We start from the raw sequence: 17,271 nt of genomic DNA, 5'->3' as shown, positions 1-17,271 counted from the left end.
AGCACCGGCGTCAGCCCTTGCTGGGCCAGCGCGCCGCCGATGACCTCGGCGAACGCGGGGAAGATCGGGTTCTGCAGCTCGGGCAGCACCAGCCCCACCAGCCGTGCGCGCTCACCCCGCAGCTGCGTCGGCCGCTCGTAGCCCAGCACGTCCAACGCGCTCAGCACGGACTGCCGGGTCGCCTCGGAAACACCGGGCTTGCCATTGAGTACCCGGCTGACCGTGGCCTCGCTGACCCCAACCTTCTTCGCCACCTGAGCAAGTCGTCGCGTCACACACGAAAGGCTAACGCAAGCCCCGCAAGCGGCTTGCTGCCCGACCTTATTGAGGTGGTTGCGTCAGGCTGTGCAGCGTATGTCTCCTTCAGTCCATCCTGATCCGGGCGGCCACTGGAAGATGGTCGCTTCCGGTGGCGGGCAGGGTACGGATGTGGCCGACGCTCGCGTCGCGGGCCATGACCTGGTCGATCCGGGCCAGCGGGAAGGCGGCGGGGAAGCTGAGGGCGACGCCCCGCTCGGCCACGTTCAGCCGTTCGGTCAGCGGATCCAGCGCGCGGTCGTCGACCGTGCCGTTGAGATCGCCCAGCAGGATCACCCTGCTCACTTCCTCGGCCGCGACGGCGTCGCCCAGCAGGCCGGCGCTCTCGTCACGCCAGGACGACGCGAAGCCGCCCGCCCCCAGGCGGACGGAGGGCAGGTGTGCGACGTACACGGCGATCACACCGTGCCGCGTACGCACCGAGGTCCGTAGTCCGCGGTTCCACTCCTCCGTGATTCCCCGGGGTTTGATGTCGAGGGGCCGGGCATCGCTGAGCGGATGCTTCGACCAGAGTCCCACGGTGCCCCGGACCGCCCGGTACGGGTAGTCCGGCGCGAGTGCCTTCTCGTACACACCGAGCGCCGGGGGTACCAGCTCCTGGAGCGCGATGAGGTCGGGCCCGGCATCGGCCAGGGCACGTGCCGTGCCCGCGGGGTCGCTGTTCTCGTCGCTGACGTTGTGCTGCACCACGACCAGGTCGTCGGCTCCGGGCTCCGGCGCGGGCAGGAGCAGACCGCCGAAGAGGTACGCCCAGGCCGCCACCGGCAGGAGCAGGGCCACCAGCGCGAGGGCAGAACGGCGCAGCAGCGCCAGGACGAGCAGCACCACGACCACCACGCCGAGCCACGGCAGGAACGACTCCAGCAGACTGCCCAGCCCGCCCACCCCGCCCGGAACAGCCCCGTGGAACACCAGCAGGACCGCCGTCAGCACGGCGAGCACCGCGACCGCCCGCCCCCGGGACCAGGACGAGGACGGGGAGCCGTCCCGAGGAGAGCGGTACAGACGGGTGAACTTCACCGGCGACACCGTACTACCCCACCCATCGACGAGGCGCTGCCCGTGATCGTCGGCTTCCCGGCCTGTGCCTGGCACCCGGAGCGCGCGAGCTCCGTCGCGGACAAGGTGGCCGAGGGAGCCGACACCGTCCGCGCGTCGTCCTCAGTAGCTGCGGCCGGTGGGCCGACCGGCGGCCACACCGGTGTACTGGCGGACGCGGTGGCGCGAGTGACGCAGCAAAGGTCCGGGCGGACCGGTGGGGACCAGCGCCGTGGCCACGGGTCGGCCCCTAACCGGCCGGGTGCACCCGCATCACGCGGACGCCACGGCGCTGGAGCTTCGCGACGGTGTAGTGGCGTTGGCGCCACGTGCGGAGGGACCCGCCGGCCAGCTCCTCGGCTTCCTCGCGACGCAGGTGTCTGTGCCTGTTGGTGACGAGTTGCGGCTCGTAACCGGGCACCACGTCGAAACTGTGTACTTCGGTGAACGACTCGCCGAACGTGGTGGCGGGAAAGTAGGTGACCCAGCGAGCGTGGTCCTCCAGCCGGCTGGGGTGAACCCCGGGCCGGCCGAGCACCAGGTCCGCCACGATGGCCGTGACCTCCGGGCACTTGTTGCTGATCGAGGCGATGGGGTCGTTGGCCAGGTCGCCCATGATGACGATCGGCTTTCGTGCGCTCCCGGGTCGGAAGACCCGGACGTGGTAGTTCGCGTGGCCGTACCAGTCCGGTGACCGGTAGGGCAGCGCGTGCTGGTCGATCACCAGGACCGCCTCGTCGACCAGCGTGGACTCGGATGTACGACGGAACAAGCTCATGTCTGCTTCCTCAGCGCTGTCGTGATCTCAGCACCCACGTCCTCGGTGAGCGTCCCTTCGCAGGCGATGCCGAGGCTTTCCGCGAGCTGTCGGCCCTGCAGGTCGACGGCCGACTCGGAGAGTTCCGCGAACGCCACGCCCGCGATCCGCGCCCGGCGCCACGCGGTGGCGGCCGCGACGGCACCGGCAACCGCGGACGGCCACCACACGGCGCCCACCGCGAGATATCCGACGGCCCACGCCATCAGCCTGGCCGCGGCGGCGAGCCTCGCGCGGGACGCGACGATCTCGGCGCGGACGTCCTCGGCCAGAATGAGCCAGATACGAGGCCACGCAGAGCTGATGTCGAGCCGGTAGGCCCTCCAGACGCGTGTGTCGACGGCGGCGATACGGTCACCGAGCCAGAACGGGTGGTCCGGCGACGTGAGACCGATCCGGTTGCGCCGGGCGTTGAGTTCACGGGCCCGTGCCGCGGCCGCCGCCGCTCCGGAAGTGCCCTCGGCCCTGGCGGCCTCCAGCAAGGCGTGGTTGAACGCCGCGTGCGCGTCGTCCCAGCGCTGTCGGCGCCGGTCGGCGAGCCAACGGGGCCGGGTCGCGAGCCACAGCCGTTCCACGGTCACGCCCAGCCCGGTGGCGGCCAGTCCCAGACCCGCCGAAGCGGCCAGCAGGCCGGCCAGGAGGAGGACGAGCGTTCCGGTGTTGCCCAACGCGGGCTCGGCCGACAACTCGTTGAGCCGGGTGAGCAGCAGGCCGATGTCGTTCCAACGCCGGTGCCCGAGCGTCACGCCGACGGCGGCCGCACTCATCAACAGCACACTGGGCCCCAGCATCAGGGCGATCCAGCGCTCAGCCAGTTTCCCGCCCAGTGCCTCGAGGAACTTGGTCACGACCGCAGCCTCGTGACCCTCATCGACTGACGGAGCGCCACGCAGAGCACGGGCTCCGCGCCCGGCGCCTCGATCCGCGCGCAGACACCGGCGGGGCACGCGAGCACCTCGAGCACGCGGTGCCCGTCGCCCGCGCCGGGAAACCGTTCGTACGAACGGACCGGACTCAGCCCCGCCGCGTGCCCTGCCCTCAGCAGCAGTGTCTCCAACTCGTCGAAGTCGTCCGCGAGTTCCTCGAGCGCCGTGCCGTCGCGCACCCGGCCGAGGATGGACTCGGCGAGTGCCCCGACCTCTGGCGAGGTCCGTACCGCGTCGGTATCGTCGGCCAGACGTCGACACAACACGGCCAGTTGGTCAGCGGTCATCCCAGTGAGGATACTTGCGGAGTGACGAACCCGACATCCTTCGACAGTATGATCGAAAGGAACAGGCGCCAGGCGGCGCAGGGTTCGGTGAACGCGATGAACGACCTGGCCATGGGGTTGCGCGACCGCTACCGGCTTCTGGGTGATCCAGCCGACCTGCTGGACGGGATCGCGCAGTTGAGAACCGCCATCGGGTACGTGCCGGATCACCCGATCAGGCACCCCTTGCAGGTTGGTCTGAGCTCATTGCTGCACGACCACTTCCTGCACTTCGGCGACCTGTCCGCGTTGCACGAGTCCCTGGCCGGGTGCGAAGCGTCGATCCCGCTGCTGGACGGGGAGGACCGGCTGGTGGCGGCGATGGTGCGGGGAGAGACGCTGATCCTGCTGGCCGAGCACACCCGCGACCCCGCGTACGTGACGGAGGCGGTCGAGTCGGCGTCACGGCTCCCGCGTGTACCGGCCGCCCAGTACGTACTGGGCAAGGCCCTGTACATCCGCTACGAGCTGACCCACGACCCCTCCGTTCTCGTCGACGCGGCCCGCGTGCTGGAGGAGAGCGTCCTCGCGACGCCCGTGGACGACCCGCACTACGCGCTGCGGCTCAACCAGTTGGGCGACGTACTGCAGCGATCCGCGGAACACACCGGCGACGAGTCCGTGCGGGAGACCGCCGTCCGGCACTTGAGGGACGCGATGGCGCGCACGCCGACCGCCTCGCCCGCACTGCTGTACTACAAGGTCGACCTCGCCGCCGCGTTGCGGGACCGCGGCAGGAAGACCGGGGACGTCGCCGCGTTACGGGAGGGCGTGGCCCTGCTGCGCGAGGTGCTCGACGCCACCCCGCCGGACGAGCATGTGTGGGAGAACCGCTGCGAGAACTACCTGATCGCCGTGCAGGACCTCGTCGCACAGACCGGCGAGATCGACGTGCTCGACCAGGCCGTGGAGATGGGCCGGTCCACGCGTGGCGGGGGCGGCGGGCTGGGCATGATCCCTCTGCTGCTCGGGCTGCTGCACAACGAACGGTTCCTGCACACAGGACTGGAACGTGACCTGGGTCAGGCGATCGCCGCGTACACCGAGGTCGTCGAGACGGTGCCGTACGGCGAACGGACCCACGCGGTGGCGCTGGGCAATCTGGGCCGGGTCTGGTTCTCCGAGTACGAATTCAGGGGCAGCCCGGAGGCGTTGCGCCGGTCCGTCACGGCGCTGGGCAGCGCTGCCCGGGCGAGTGCTCCCGACACGACGGAACGCGGCGAGACCCAGCTCAACCACGGCGGCGTCCTGTACGCCCAGTACGAACTCGCCCGGGACCCCGGAATTCTGGCCTCCGCCGGCCGCGCCTTCCGCGAGGCGGCGGAGACCGAAGCGCTGCAGCCCATGGCGCGGGCCAAGGCCGCACGCGCATGGGCACACACCGAGGCCGAGGCGGGACGGTGGGGCCGGGCCCGGGACGCCTACGCGTTCGCGGTCGGCCTGCTGCCGCTCGTGACGCCACGGCGTCTTGCCCGCGTGGACCAGCAGCGGTTACTGGCGGAACTCGACGGCCTCGCCGCCGACGCGGCCGCGAGCGCTGTGCAGGCGAACGATCCGGAGACGGCGGTGCGTTTGCTCGAACTCGGCCGCGGCGTGCTCGGCGGACAGGTGCTGCAGAGCCGCAGCGATCTGTCCCGCCTGCACGCGGTGGCGCCCGAGCTGGCGGAACGACTGGGCGCCACGTTCGACCGGTTGCCCCCGGCCGGGCATCTCATGGGTGCCGCGGCGGACGAACGGCACGACCTGGACGTCCGGTTGCGGCATCTCCTCGAGGAAGCACGGGCGCTGCCGGGGTTCGCGGGCTTCCTCGCCCCACCGGACCTCGATGAGCTGCTGGAATCCGCCGCGGACGGGCCCGTGGTGCTGATCAACGTGAGCAGGTACCGCAGTGACGCGTTGATCATCCGCCCGTCCGGGGTCACCGTGGTCGAGTTGCCGGGAGTGACGCCGCACTCCGTAGCGGGCCAGGCAGCCGCCTTCGGCACCGCGTTGGCCGAGTCGGCCCGACCGGGTGCGGGCGAGACCGATGCCCAGGCCACCGCCGCGGGAGTACTCGGGTGGCTGTGGGACTTCGTCACCGAACCCGTGCTGAAGCGACTCGGGTACACCACCCCGCCGACGGATGCCTGGCCGCGGGTCTGGTGGTCGCCGGTGGGGCGGCTGGCGCTGCTCCCGATCCACGCGGCCGGCCGCTTCCCGGACGACACGTCTGTCCTCGACCGGGTGGTTTCGTCGTACACGCCGACGTTGCGGGCGTTGCGGCATGCCAGGGCACGGCACACGCGAGCGGACGACGACCTGGTGGTCGTGGCGGTGGAAGACGCGAAGGGAGCGCGGCCACTGCGCGGTGCGGGGCGGGAGGCGAGCAGGATCGCGGCACTGACCCGGGCCACGCGGCTGGACGGCGCTCAGGCGACGGCCGACTCGGTCCGCGCCGCACTGACGTCCCACACGTCGGCGCACTTCGCCTGTCACGCGGCGAGCGATCCGGATGACCCGTCGGCCGGTCATCTGCTGCTGCACGACGGACCGCTCTCGGTGCTGGACGTGTCCGCGCTCGACCTGTCCGGTGTCCGGCTCGCGGTGCTGTCGGCGTGCGAGACGTCGCTCGGCGCCCACCGGGTCCCGGACGAGAGCCTGCACCTGGTGTCGGCGTTCCAGCTCGCCGGCTACCCGCTGGTCGTCGGCACGCTGTGGCAGGTCAACGACCTCGTCGCCCGGATGGTCGCCGTGGACCTGCACGAGTGCGTCTCGGCGGGCGAGGACGTCGCGACGGCGCTGCACCACGCGGTACACCGCTGCCGCGAGCGTTTCGACAAGACCCCGACACTGTGGGCCGCGTACCTCCATTCCGGTCGGTGACCGGCGACGTACCCGCGGCCGGGACGCGACCGAGACAGGGAGAGACATGCCGTTCTGGAGGAAGAAGCCGAAGACCACCGACCATTACATCGGGGACTTCGGCAGCGCCGAGATCGACGTGACCGAGCGGCGAGGTGAGCTGCCCTCGATCGAGATCAGACTGTCGGTGACGGCGGAGTACGCCCACGGGCTCGACTTCGAGCGCAAACGCGAGGAACTCGGCCCGAACCACCCGGAGACACTGCACGCCCTGCACGTGTACGCGGTCACGCTGGGCAAGCAACCCGGTAGACAGGACGAGGCCATCGCACTGCTGGAGTGGCTGGCCGCCGCCCGCGCGGACGACCAGGAGAACAAGCTGCTGACGTTGAACGACATGACCAGACTTCTGCAGGACGGCGGCAATCCCGGACGCGCCGAGGAGTGGTTGCGCGAGGCCCTGTCGGGCTGGGAGCGACTGCGCGGCCAGGACGACGCGCAGACGTTGCAGATCGCGTCGAACCTGGCGAGAACCCTGATCGACCTCGGTCGCAGGGAGGAGGCGGAAGGGCTGGTGCGGGACACGGTCTTCCGCCGTACCCGCACGCTCGGCGCCGCCCACCCGGACACCTTGAGCAGCAGGAACACCCTGGCGGGAACGTTGCGCGGCTCCCCCGCCCGGCTCGCCGAGGCGGAAGGCATGTACCGGGAGATGCTGGCCGACATCGACGGCACGACCGACCTGAGCATGACGGTGCAGCACAACCTCGCCGCCGTACTCACCCACCAGGGCAAGCACGCCGAGGCATTGGAGATGTACGGTCACTTGGTCGACGCCCGTTCGAGGCGGCAGGGCCACGACCACGAGAGCACCTGGAGGGCCAGGCGCAACTACGCGACCGTGCTCAACGCGCTCGGCCGTGTCACCGAGGCCGAGGAACGGCTCACCGAAGCGCTCGAGGGATGCCGACGGGTCTTCGGGCCACGGCACTCCACGACCCTCGGCGTGCAGGTCGACCTGGCGGCGACGAAGGCCAACCAGGGCCGCACGCAGGAGGCGGTCCCCCTGCTGCGCGACGCGATCGACGGCTATCGGAGCACGCACGGACCGGATCACCCGCGCGTTCGCGAACTCACGGACATCTTGGCGCAGTTGGATGGCTGACCGCGCCCTCACCGCGCACGAGTGCCGACCCGTTCACCCGCCGCGCGAAGCCGTACGAGCCGTACGAGCCGTACGGCGGCCGTACCGCGCGCCGCACCGGGCCGGCAGCGAGCGCTGTCGGCCCCGTGGTCGGAGGCTTTCGCGGACTACTTCAGGTAGGGGCCGTCCGCTCCGACCCTGCCTGGGCCGTTCAGGACGTACACCCGCAGATTGCCCTTGCCGGGCGCGGCCACGGTGAGCCTGCCGTCGGTGACGGCCTGGGTGTCGCCGGTGACGGCGTCGGTGTAGGTGCCGTTGGGGATGCCGGTGTAGGTGGCTCCGCCCGAGACGGTGACGAGGGCGAAGCTGTCCGTGCCGCCCGCGGTGTAGCGCCGTTTGAAGGCCATGTCGCCGGTGATGCCGTCCGTGGAGTACTGGCCCATCTGCAGGGCGGGGATCGCCCGGCGGATCTGGTTCAGCCGCTGCACGTGCTTGACCAGTGGCTGTTCCAGCGTCGCCGCGACGGCGCCGGTGGCCGAGTCGACCTCGGAGAAGCCGGAGGTCCTCACGTCGCCGGCGACGTGGCCGCCGTAGTAGGCGCGACCCGTCGTTGCGAGGGGGCAGGTGGGACCGCAGTCGATCTTCCTGCCCTTCTGGAACTCGATCTCCGAGCCGTAGTAGAGGGTGGGGATACCGCGGAACGTCCACATCAGGGACATGTTCTCCGCCCAGGCGTCGGTGCCGCCCGAGTAACGCTCGCTGCTCTTGTTGGGGCCGTAGTCGTGGCTGTCGACGTAGACGACGTTGTACGTGGCGTCGTTGTAGCTGTCGTCGGAGTCCTTGCCGTTGTGGAAGGCGTTGCGCGCGTCACCGAAGTTCATGTGCATGCGCATGTCGATGACGTTCATGCCGGAGAACCGGCTGTGGTCGGGGGCGTGGTAGGTGTTGCCTTCGAGGAAGGCGTTGGTGGAGGTGGGCTGGTCCGACGTGCCCCGCTGCTGCTCGTGGCCGTACATCTCCAGGGCCGCCTTCTCGTCGTCGGCGCTGTACTCCTCGCGCTCCTTCCAGGTGAAGAACTGGGCGGAGTGGTTGACCGAGCCCCGGTTCCACTTGTCGTTGACGAAGGCGGCGACCTCGCCGAAGACGAAGAAGTTCTTCGCGGCCTCGGCGCCGTGCCGCTGGGTGACGCGCTCCTGGATGGCGGGCAGGAAACGGCGGTTCCACGTGGTGCGCGGGATGTGGACGGCGGTGTCGACGCGGAAGCCGTCGACACCCATGTCGATGTACTTGTTGTAGGCGCCGATCAGGTAGTTCTGCACCTGCGCGTTCTCGGAGTTGAAGTCGGCGAGGTCGTCGTGCAGCCAGCAGGAACGGGAGTCCTCGCCCTCCCAGTTGCCGATCCAGCAGTTGTGGTAGAGCGCCTTGGGGAACATGCCGGAGGTCGGGCTCGGCCACTGGCAGTTGTGGATGGTGTAGCCCTCGGGGCTCTTGGCGCCGGTGGGCTTGCCCCAGTTGACGCAGGTGTTGCCGGTCGGCTCGGCCGTGGACCAGAGGTCACCGTTGTAGTACGACTTGCCGCTCTTCGGTTCGACGGTGAGGCCGTCGTACTCGAAGCCGGGCTGCTTCTCGTCGTAGTACCAGCTCCACTGGGAGTCGCGCGCGCCGTAGACGGTCGGTGTGAACAGACCTTTGGCGCCCCAGCGGGAGGAGTGGTTGTAGACGACGTCCTGGTAGATCTTCATGCCCTTGGCGTGTGCCGCGTTGATGAGGTCCTGGTAGGAGGCGCCTGCGGACTCCAGGCGCGGGTCGACCTTGTAGAAGTCCCAGCCGTGGTAGCCGTGGTAGTCGTAGTCCGAGCGGTTGAGGACCACCGGAGTGATCCACACGGCCGAGAAGCCGAGCCCCTTGATGTAGTCGAGCTTGTTGACCAGGCCCTTGAAGTCGCCCCGGAACATGGGGTCGTCGTTCGCAGCGTTGCCGGACTTCTCGTGCTGGCTGCCTCCGCGGTTGTTGGAGGCGTCGCCGTCGTTGAAACGGGCGGTGAGGACGAAGTAGATCGGGTCCTTGCGAGGGTCGGTGCCCAGCGGCCTGCCGGCCGCGGGTGAGGGAGGCTTCGTCCCGGTGGTCGCCGTGGCGGCGGCCGAGGCCGCGGAGACGTTGCCGGCGGCGTCGACGGCCTTGACGGTGTAGCTGTAGGTGGTCTTCTCCTCCAGGCCGGTGTCGGAGAAGACGGTGGAACCGACGTCGGCCACGACGTCGCCCTTCGTACCGCCGGTGCGGGTGACCTGGTATCCGGCGACTCCTGTGTCGTCGGTGGACGACTCCCAGGCCAGGACGACGGACACGCCGTCGGCGCGAGCGGTGACCTTGGACGGCACCGTCGGGGCCGTCGTGTCGGGCACCTGCTCGGCGCACGGGTCGTCGGCGGCCTCGGTGACGGTGTTGTCCGTGACGGTGCTGACGCCGGCGGGCAGGGTGTAGTCGGCGCCCTTGTTGTTGTCCCACACACCGTTGCCGTTGTTGAACGCGGCCTTCATCGAGGTGGCCGTGCCGAGGCCGATGTCCTTCCTCCACCAGCCGGCACAGGCCGCCTGCATGCCGAGTCCCGGCACGGTGGTCCAGGAGCCTCCCGCGGGCCGGTAGTGGATGTTGGCGGTCGTCCAGCCGAGGGTCCGCGTGGAGTAGTAGACGGTGGCCTTGTTGCCGTCGCCCGGCGTCGGGTCCGGCTCTTCGCCTCCGGCGCAGGGGTCGGAGTGGGCGATCACACCGTCCTTGACCGTGATGCTGCCGGTGCCGAGGTCGTAGTTCTTGCCGGCGTTGTTGTCCCAGGTGCCCGAGCCGTTGTTGAAGGTGGCCCGCAGACCCTCCGCGGCGCCCAGGCTGACGGTCTTCTTCACCCAGTCGGTGCAGGCGGTCTCCATCGGCACGCCGGGAACCGAGGTCCAGGAGCCGCCGTCGGGCGCGTAGTGCAGGTTGTGGACGGCCCAGTTCTTCGTCTTCGTGTAGTAGAAGACGGTCGCGGTGTTGTCGGCGGCGGCGGTGGGGACGGTCCTCGGTGACGGGTCGGCCGGTGCGACGGACACCAGCCCAAGGAGGCCGCCGGCGGCCAGTGCGGCGGCCAACGGCCGTCTGAGCAGCCGTGTGGGGGTGCGTTCCATGCGTCTCTCCAGAGATGGCGGGCGGCGTGGCCGAGGCCGGCGCGAGCGCCCCGGCGCTGAAAGAGTGAACGGAAAATTGCAGAAAGCTCTTACGGAAGCGGGAAGTTACCCGTGCATGACAGTGGCGTAAAGGGGTCGCGCTTCAACTTCCCGCACCGCTGTCGCGCAACGTGCCTGGTCGTTCCGGTAGCTGACGAGCCGTTGGGCGACGGGACGGCTCGTCCGAGGTGTTGACCGATGCGGAGCCGTGCCCTTACGGTCACGACCGCAACACCTTGCAGTCATCTTTCAGTAATGACTTTCAAGGGTGTGCCGACTCCCCAGACAACCGTCGGCCGGTACCCGGGACACTCGCCCGCATCCTCACACGGGAGACTCCATGCACAGGAGCACCAGCAGAGCGCGCAGAACGACCGCCGCAGCACTCGTACTCACCGCCGGCGTGGCCGGCAGCCTCCTCGCCACCGCGGCACCGGCGCAGGCTTCCCCGCCCGGAGACAAGGACGTCACCGCGGTGATGTTCGAGTGGAAGTTCAGCTCGGTCGCCAAGGCCTGTACCGACACTCTCGGCCCGGCCGGCTACGGCTTCGTCCAGGTCTCCCCGCCGCAGGAGCACATCCAGGGCGGACAGTGGTGGACCTCCTACCAGCCGGTGAGCTATAGGATCGCGGGCCGCCTCGGCGACCGCGGGCAGTTCAAGAGCATGGTCGACACGTGTCACGCGGCGGGTGTGAAGGTCATCGCCGACTCGGTCATCAACCACATGTCGTCCGGGAACGGCACCGGAACCGGCGGCTCGTCGTACACCAAGTACAACTACCCGGGCATCTACTCGGCGCCCGATCTCGACAACTGCACGTCGGAGATCAACGACTACCGCAACCGCTTCAACGTCCAGGAGTGCGAACTGGTCGGGCTCGCGGACCTCGACACCGGCGAGGACTACGTACGGGGCAAGATCGCCGACTACCTCAACGACCTGCTGTCCCTCGGCGTCGACGGCTTCCGGATCGACGCGGCCAAGCACATGGCCGCCGGGGACCTGGCCGCCATCAAGTCCCGGCTCAGCAACCCGAACGTGTACTGGAAGCACGAGGCGATCCACGGCGCCGGCGAGGCGGTCTCCCCGGCCGAGTACCTGGGCAGCGGCGACGTCCAGGAGTTCCGCTACGGCCGCGACCTCAAGCGCGTCTTCAACGGCGAGAACCTCGCGTACCTGAAGAACTTCGGCGAAGCCTGGGGCTACATGTCCTCGGGCAAGTCCAACGTCTTCGTCGCCAACCACGACACCGAGCGCAACGGCGAGACCCTCAGCTACAAGGACGGCGCCAACTACACCCTGGCCAACGTCTTCATGCTGGCCTGGCCGTACGGCAACCCCGACGTCCATTCCGGCTACGAGTTCACCGACCGCGACGCGGGCCCGCCGAGCGGCGGCCAGGTGAACGCCTGCTACAGCGACGGCTGGAAGTGCCAGCACGCCTGGCGCGAGATCTCCTCCATGGTCGGCTTCCGCAACACCGCCCGCGGCCAGGCGGTGACCGACTGGTGGGACAACGGCGGCGACCAGATCGCCTTCGGACGCGGTTCCAAGGCGTACGTCGCCATCAACCACGAGGGCTCCTCGCTGACCCGTACCTTCCAGACGTCGCTGCCCGCCGGCGACTACTGCGACGTCCAGTCCGGCAAGGGCGTCACCGTCGACGGGTCCGGCCGCTTCACCGCCACCCTCGGTGCCCACACGGCCGTGGCCCTCCACGTCAACGCCCGTACCTGCGACGGCGGATCCGACCCCGACCCGGTGACCTCCGGCGTGTCCTTCGCCGTCAACGCCACCACCAGCCTGGGCCAGAACATCTACGTGACCGGCAACAGGCCGGAACTCGGCAACTGGAACCCGGGCAGCGCCCTCAAGCTAGACCCGGCCACCTACCCGGTGTGGAAACTGGACGTCGACGTCCCCGCGGGTACGTCCTTCGAGTACAAGTACATCCGCAAGGACCAGGCAGGGAACGTGACCTGGGAGAGCGGCGCCAACCGCACCGCCACCACCACGTCCACCAAGATCAGCCTCAACGACACCTGGCGCGGCTGACCCCGCCGTCACGCCGGTGGCCGTCCCCGCGCCCTTCCGCGGTGACGGCCACGACGGCCGGCCCGGTCACCCGCACCGCCCGGCGCCGGCCGCACCGAGCCGGACATCCCCTGGTGCCCAGCCGCCGAACAGCACGATCCGAGGGTATGAGAACCGACGGCCCCGACGCCGGTACGCCGGGACCTGTCGGCTGCCTCGTCACCGAGCGGACCAGCGGCTCAAGCGGTGTGGATCTCCAAGGCGGTACGCACGGCGGACTCCAGCGCTCCCTCGATCCACGCCGGCTTGACGGACGTGTGGTCACCGGCGAAGTGCAGGGGCCCCTCGGCCACCGGGATGGACGGCAGCAGCTCCGTGTGCTGTCCGGGCAGAAGCACGGACGCCTCCCCGTAGGCGTAGGGGTCGCGCAGCCAGCTCTGCGTACGGCCCGCGCCGGTGTAGAAGACCTCGATGCGCTGGCCGTAGACCTGCTGGAGGCCGCACAGGGCGTGCGGGTACCGTGCCTCGTCGTCCAGGGAGTCCCAGCGCAGCGCGTCGTCCGCCCAGCTGTAGGAGGCCAGGACCACACCCCCCGCGCTGCCCGCGACCGGATGGGAGGGGTTGAACATGAACCGGTTGGCGTTGTCCGACACCGAGCCGCCCCCCACGACGTCGGCGGCCTCCGGCTGATCCCGCGCGACCGCGCGGTTGGCGGCGTAGTGGGTGCGCTGACCCGCTGTGATGTGCCCGTCGGGTACGGAGGGATGCGCCCCGAGCAGGCTGCCGTCCGCGGCGGCGCGGCCGGTGCGGTAGGCGTCGTACAGACCCGGGTCGATGGCGCGCAACTCCCGCTTCCAGTCGGCCTCGTCGAACTCCCACCAGCGGCGGCTGAACTCCAGCAGCACCTTGGTCGCGCAGTCGTAGTGCAGTTCGCAGACCGCCCGGCGCTTGCCGTACGACATGGGCGGGTCGACCTGTACGTGGCGCAGTCCGGAGAACGGCACCGTGACCACGGCGACGTCCGCGGTGAACTGCTCGCGTACGACGGGGCCGTCGCGTCCCTCCGACACGGTGTCCACCCACACGTGCGGACCCTTGCTCCGGACGTGCTCGGCGTCCGGGGCGGGGCGGTCGGGATGGTGGTACTGGATACGCGTGACCCGGCGGTCGAACCGCACCTCCTTGCGTACGCGTTCCAGCAGGGCGTCCGGCAGTACGGCCGTACCGCCCTCCAGCTCGTAGAAGGGCGTGTCGGGGCTGATGAGGGAGGAACCGATGAAGCTGTGGATGAAGGACAGCGGGAGGCGTGAGGTGAGGTTCTCCAGAGTGCCGATCAGGTCGATGGTCCGTTCGTCGAGGTCGGCGTGCTCGGTGAGGAAGCGGAACATCGACCAGTCACCGAACCGCTCCACCACGCGCGCCCAGCCCTTCAGCCGCTCCGGGAGCGGCTTGTCGACCCGCTTGCCGTCGCGGTCGACGTAACTGAACTCGTCGCGCACCGGGTCCAGCGCGGAGCGCAGGATGGCGGCGGCAGGAGTGTCCCAGTGGGCCTTGGGAACGCCGAACGACCGGTTCACGCGCCGGGGCGCGCGGGCGTAATCGGCGCGCCGCACACGGATGCCGTTGACGTGGATCCAGGTGCGGTTGGCGGGACGTCCCTCAGCGTCGACGTCGACGTAGTGGAAGCGCCGCTTCTTCAGGCCGAACTGGTCGATCAGCTCCATCACCAGGGGGTGGCTGCCCGGGATGCGCATCGCACCCGCTTCGGCGTACTGGCGGGGGTCGGCGAAGGGCTGCTCGGCCCGCTCGTGGCCACCGCTGCGGAAGGTCTTGATGCGTCCGCCCGCCCGGTTGCCGTTGGCCTCCAGCACGGTCACCCGGTGACCTGCCCTCTTCAGCAGCCAGGCGGCCACAAGACCGGCCGGGCCGGCACCGATGACCAGGACGTTCTTGGGCAGAGTCCGTCGCTGAACCGGCAGCCCCTTCTCGAGGACGCTCCGGTAACGCGGGACGAGGGGGCGGTCGTCGGAGTCCAGTACAAGGAGTGCGCGAGCGACGGCGAGGCTCCGGCCGGAGCCGGTCTCACGGCTGTCGTTCGGGGCGGCCGGCGCGGGCGCAGCCGTGGCGACACCGCCGGTCAGGGCTGTGGCCGCCGTGGCCACCGCGGCCGTGCCGACCGCTGCCGCCGCCGCGAAGCTCCTCCGGGAGAAACCGTCATCTGCACGCACCACCGCGTGATCTTCATTCATGGCGGCCTTTGTACCGGCGGCAGTGCCCGGGCGCCCGCCCTTCGCTCCGCCGTTGACTCGAAGGAGCTAAGCGGCGGCGAACCCTGACGTCACAGCAGGTCCGCCGACGCGAACGGTTGCGGGACCCCGAAGGGATGAACGCGGCGCGAACTCCGTCCGCCGCGGTGATCGATCGCCCACACTGCGACATGCGTATCCACTCCCTGCTCGGCGGTGGGCCCGCGCGGCGCATCGCCGTACGCGGCGCCGGCACGGCCGTGCGGGAGTGCGAGGCGATGGAGGGGGGAAGGATGGCGCAGCGGCGCACTCCGTTCGGTGACAGGATCCGTTACTGGTTCGACAGCACACTGGCCCGCGGTGCCGCCGTCCTCGTCGGCTGGATGGCGCTGCTGTGCCTGGCCGTCGTCGTCCCGGCCAGTGCGGTAATGGTGTGGACCGACCCCGACGCGCCGTCGTCCCCGGCGGACCGGCTGGCGCAGGTGTGGCACCTCACCGGGGAGACACTGAGGCTGGGCGGTGCGACGGGTACGCCGCTGCGGGTGCTGCTGTCGGTGCTGCTCGCACTGGTCACTCTGCTGTACGTCTCGGCCCTCGTCGGCCTGATCACGACGGCACTCACGGAGCGGCTCACCGCATTGCGGCGGGGCCGCTCCACCGTGCTCGAACAGGGGCACGCCGTAGTGCTGGGATGGTCCGAGCAGGTCTTCACGGTGGTGAGCGAGCTGGTGGCCGCCAACGCCAACCAGCGGCGCGCCGCGGTGGCGGTGCTGGCCGACCGGGACAAGACCCTCATGGAGGAGGCCCTGAGCACAAAGGTGGGCCCTGCCGGCCGTACGCGGCTGATCTGCCGCAGCGGCCCCATCACCGACCCGGCCGTGCTCCCTCTGGCCAGCCCTGCCACGGCCGGTGTCGTGCTGATCCTGCCCCACGACGAGCCCGACGCCGACGCCGAGGTGGTCAAGACCCTGCTGGCGCTCAGGGCGGCCCTGGCCGGGGAGAAGAACCGTCCGCCCGTCGTCGCCGCCGTCCGGGACGACCGGTACCGCCTGGCCGCCTGCCTCGCCGCCGGACCGGGCGGCGTCGTCCTGGAGAGCGACACCATCACCGCCCGGCTGATCGTCCAGGCCGCCCGCCGCCCCGGGCTCTCCCTCGTCCACCAGGAACTCCTCGACTTCGCGGGCGACGAGTTCTACCTGATCACCGAGCCCGCTCTGACCGGCCGCCCGTTCGGCGAGGCGCTGCTGTCCTACCGGACGTCGAGCGTCGTCGGGATCATGCGAGGAGACACCCCCCTGCTCAACCCGCCGCCCCAGACGCCCATCGCCCCGGACGACCTGCTCGTCGTCATCTCCCGTGACGACGACACGACCTGGCTGGACGACTGCGCGCAACTGGTCGAGGAACCGGCGATGGCATCCGGCCCCACGACGCCCGCGCGGGCGGAGCGGGTCCTCCTGCTGGGCTGGAACCGCCGAGCGCCGCTCATAGTCGACCAGCTGCGCCGCCGCGCCAGGCCCGGATCAGTCGTCGACGTGGTGACGGACCATGGCGAAACGACAGTCCGGCAGGTGAACGAGGCCGACACGGACAGCGGCACCGACCTGAGCGTGACACTGCACCACGGGGACGTCACCCGCCCCGAGACCCTGCGCCGCCTGGACGTGCACTCCTACGACAGCGTGATCGTGCTCGGCCGGGACCCCGCTCCCGGCCGGCCACCGGACGACCCCGACAACCGCACGCTCGTCACCCTCCTGCTTCTGCGTCAACTGGAGGAGGCCACCGGGCGCGAACTGCCGGTTGTCACCGAACTGATCGACGACCGAAACCGTGCGCTGGCTCCCATCAGCCCCGGAGCCGACGTGATCATCAGTGGCAAGCTCATCGGCCTGCTCCTGGCACAGATCTCCCAGAACCGGCACCTGGCAGCGGTGTTCGAGGAACTGTTCTCCGCCGACGGCACCGGAGTCCGCCTGCGGCCGGCCACCGACTACGTCCTGCCGGGGACTGAGACGCCCTTCGCCACAGTCGTCGCCGCGGCACGCCGTCGAGGCGAATGCGCCATCGGCTACCGAAGCCACGACGACTCGACCACGAGCCCCGGCTACGGCATGCGGATCAACCCGCCCAAGGACGAGCGGCGCCGCTGGACGGCCGAGGACGACGTGGTCGTCATCGGCGGGGACTGAGGGGATGGCTTCGCATGGCGGGGAGCACCAGCGACAGATCAATGCCAGGTCAGTGACAGACCGGTGTGAGGCATGAGACACGAGACACGAGACACGTGACGACAGCTGACGGACGTGTGAATGACCGGCCGCTGCGGTCAGCAAAGGGTCAGTGAAACGCGGCGGTGCCTGGTCACCGCGTTCCTCGCGGT

11 protein-coding genes are annotated in these 17,271 nt (G+C 70.0%); 4 read left to right on the top strand and 7 right to left on the bottom strand.

The genetic code is table 11. The annotated features are described in order from the left end of the window. The 5 genes from ACH4F2_RS20355 to ACH4F2_RS20335 all read right to left on the bottom strand — a co-directional run. Positions 1–275, bottom strand: a 275-nt coding sequence (locus tag ACH4F2_RS20355; protein ID WP_356626410.1) for a LacI family DNA-binding transcriptional regulator, incomplete at its 3' end; no start/stop codon positions are given. A gap of 88 nt (positions 276–363) precedes the next feature. Continuing rightward, positions 364–1,323, bottom strand: coding sequence for an endonuclease/exonuclease/phosphatase family protein (locus tag ACH4F2_RS20350; RefSeq protein ID WP_398134107.1), 960 nt, complete (start codon positions 1,321–1,323; stop codon positions 364–366). A 283-nt stretch (positions 1,324–1,606) separates the two neighbouring features. Next, entirely contained in the window at positions 1,607–2,134 is a 528-nt protein-coding gene (locus ACH4F2_RS20345) for a hypothetical protein (RefSeq protein WP_398134095.1), read from the bottom strand. Then, positions 2,131–3,021 carry a hypothetical protein gene (locus ACH4F2_RS20340; RefSeq protein WP_398134094.1) on the bottom strand — a complete coding sequence of 297 codons (891 nt, stop codon included), beginning with the start codon at positions 3,019–3,021 and terminating at the stop codon, positions 2,131–2,133. The genes ACH4F2_RS20345 and ACH4F2_RS20340 overlap by 4 nt, the downstream gene beginning before the upstream one ends. Next, entirely contained in the window at positions 3,018–3,386 is a 369-nt protein-coding gene (locus ACH4F2_RS20335) for a hypothetical protein (protein WP_398134093.1), read from the bottom strand. The genes ACH4F2_RS20340 and ACH4F2_RS20335 overlap by 4 nt, the downstream gene beginning before the upstream one ends. Positions 3,387–3,434: 48 nt before the next feature. Between ACH4F2_RS20335 and ACH4F2_RS20330 the strand changes: the two genes are divergently transcribed. Both ACH4F2_RS20330 and ACH4F2_RS20325 read left to right on the top strand, forming a co-directional pair. Beyond that, the gene (locus tag ACH4F2_RS20330; protein WP_398134092.1) at positions 3,435–6,287 is read left to right on the top strand and encodes a CHAT domain-containing protein; all 2,853 of its coding nucleotides are present in this window, start codon (positions 3,435–3,437) and stop codon (positions 6,285–6,287) included. A 46-nt stretch (positions 6,288–6,333) separates the two neighbouring features. Next, positions 6,334–7,431, top strand: a complete 1,098-nt coding sequence (locus tag ACH4F2_RS20325) for a tetratricopeptide repeat protein (protein WP_398134091.1) — start codon at positions 6,334–6,336, stop codon at positions 7,429–7,431. Between the two features lie 146 nt (positions 7,432–7,577). Here the strand turns inward: ACH4F2_RS20325 and ACH4F2_RS20320 are convergent, their stop codons facing one another. After that, complete coding sequence (locus ACH4F2_RS20320) at positions 7,578–10,568, bottom strand: carbohydrate binding domain-containing protein (RefSeq protein WP_398134090.1); 2,991 nt, start codon at positions 10,566–10,568, stop codon at positions 7,578–7,580. A gap of 379 nt (positions 10,569–10,947) precedes the next feature. Between ACH4F2_RS20320 and ACH4F2_RS20315 the strand changes: the two genes are divergently transcribed. Next, positions 10,948–12,663, top strand: a complete 1,716-nt coding sequence (locus ACH4F2_RS20315) for a carbohydrate-binding module family 20 domain-containing protein (RefSeq protein WP_398134089.1) — start codon at positions 10,948–10,950, stop codon at positions 12,661–12,663. Between the two features lie 218 nt (positions 12,664–12,881). On the opposite strand, the gene ACH4F2_RS20310 is transcribed toward ACH4F2_RS20315, so the two are convergent. Further along, on the bottom strand, positions 12,882–14,891 hold the full coding sequence (locus ACH4F2_RS20310) for a flavin monoamine oxidase family protein (protein WP_398134088.1): 2,010 nt from the start codon (positions 14,889–14,891) through the stop codon (positions 12,882–12,884). A gap of 290 nt (positions 14,892–15,181) precedes the next feature. On the opposite strand from ACH4F2_RS20310, the gene ACH4F2_RS20305 reads away from it, so the two are divergent. Next, on the top strand, positions 15,182–17,080 hold the full coding sequence (locus ACH4F2_RS20305) for an NAD-binding lipoprotein (protein WP_398134106.1): 1,899 nt from the start codon (positions 15,182–15,184) through the stop codon (positions 17,078–17,080). The last annotated feature ends 191 nt before the right edge of the window (positions 17,081–17,271 follow it).

This window comes from Streptomyces sp. NPDC017890, assembly GCF_044328675.1.
Lineage (GTDB): Bacteria > Actinomycetota > Actinomycetes > Streptomycetales > Streptomycetaceae > Streptomyces.
Note: the sequence above shows the minus strand (reverse complement) of the source record. Positions and strands in the feature narration are given on the sequence as shown.

Excerpts from the sequence above, each read along its gene's own strand:
- ACH4F2_RS20315 (WP_398134089.1), top strand. The coding sequence starts at position 10,948 with ATGCACAGGAGCACCAGCAGAGCGCGCAGAACGACCGCCGCAGCACTC.
- ACH4F2_RS20325 (WP_398134091.1), top strand. The coding sequence starts at position 6,334 with ATGCCGTTCTGGAGGAAGAAGCCGAAGACCACCGACCATTACATCGGG.
- ACH4F2_RS20345 (WP_398134095.1), bottom strand. The coding sequence starts at position 2,134 with ATGAGCTTGTTCCGTCGTACATCCGAGTCCACGCTGGTCGACGAGGCG.
- ACH4F2_RS20335 (WP_398134093.1), bottom strand. The coding sequence starts at position 3,386 with ATGACCGCTGACCAACTGGCCGTGTTGTGTCGACGTCTGGCCGACGAT.
- ACH4F2_RS20330 (WP_398134092.1), top strand. The coding sequence starts at position 3,435 with ATGATCGAAAGGAACAGGCGCCAGGCGGCGCAGGGTTCGGTGAACGCG.
- ACH4F2_RS20310 (WP_398134088.1), bottom strand. The coding sequence starts at position 14,891 with ATGAATGAAGATCACGCGGTGGTGCGTGCAGATGACGGTTTCTCCCGG.
- ACH4F2_RS20305 (WP_398134106.1), top strand. The coding sequence starts at position 15,182 with ATGGCGCAGCGGCGCACTCCGTTCGGTGACAGGATCCGTTACTGGTTC.
- ACH4F2_RS20320 (WP_398134090.1), bottom strand. The coding sequence starts at position 10,568 with ATGGAACGCACCCCCACACGGCTGCTCAGACGGCCGTTGGCCGCCGCA.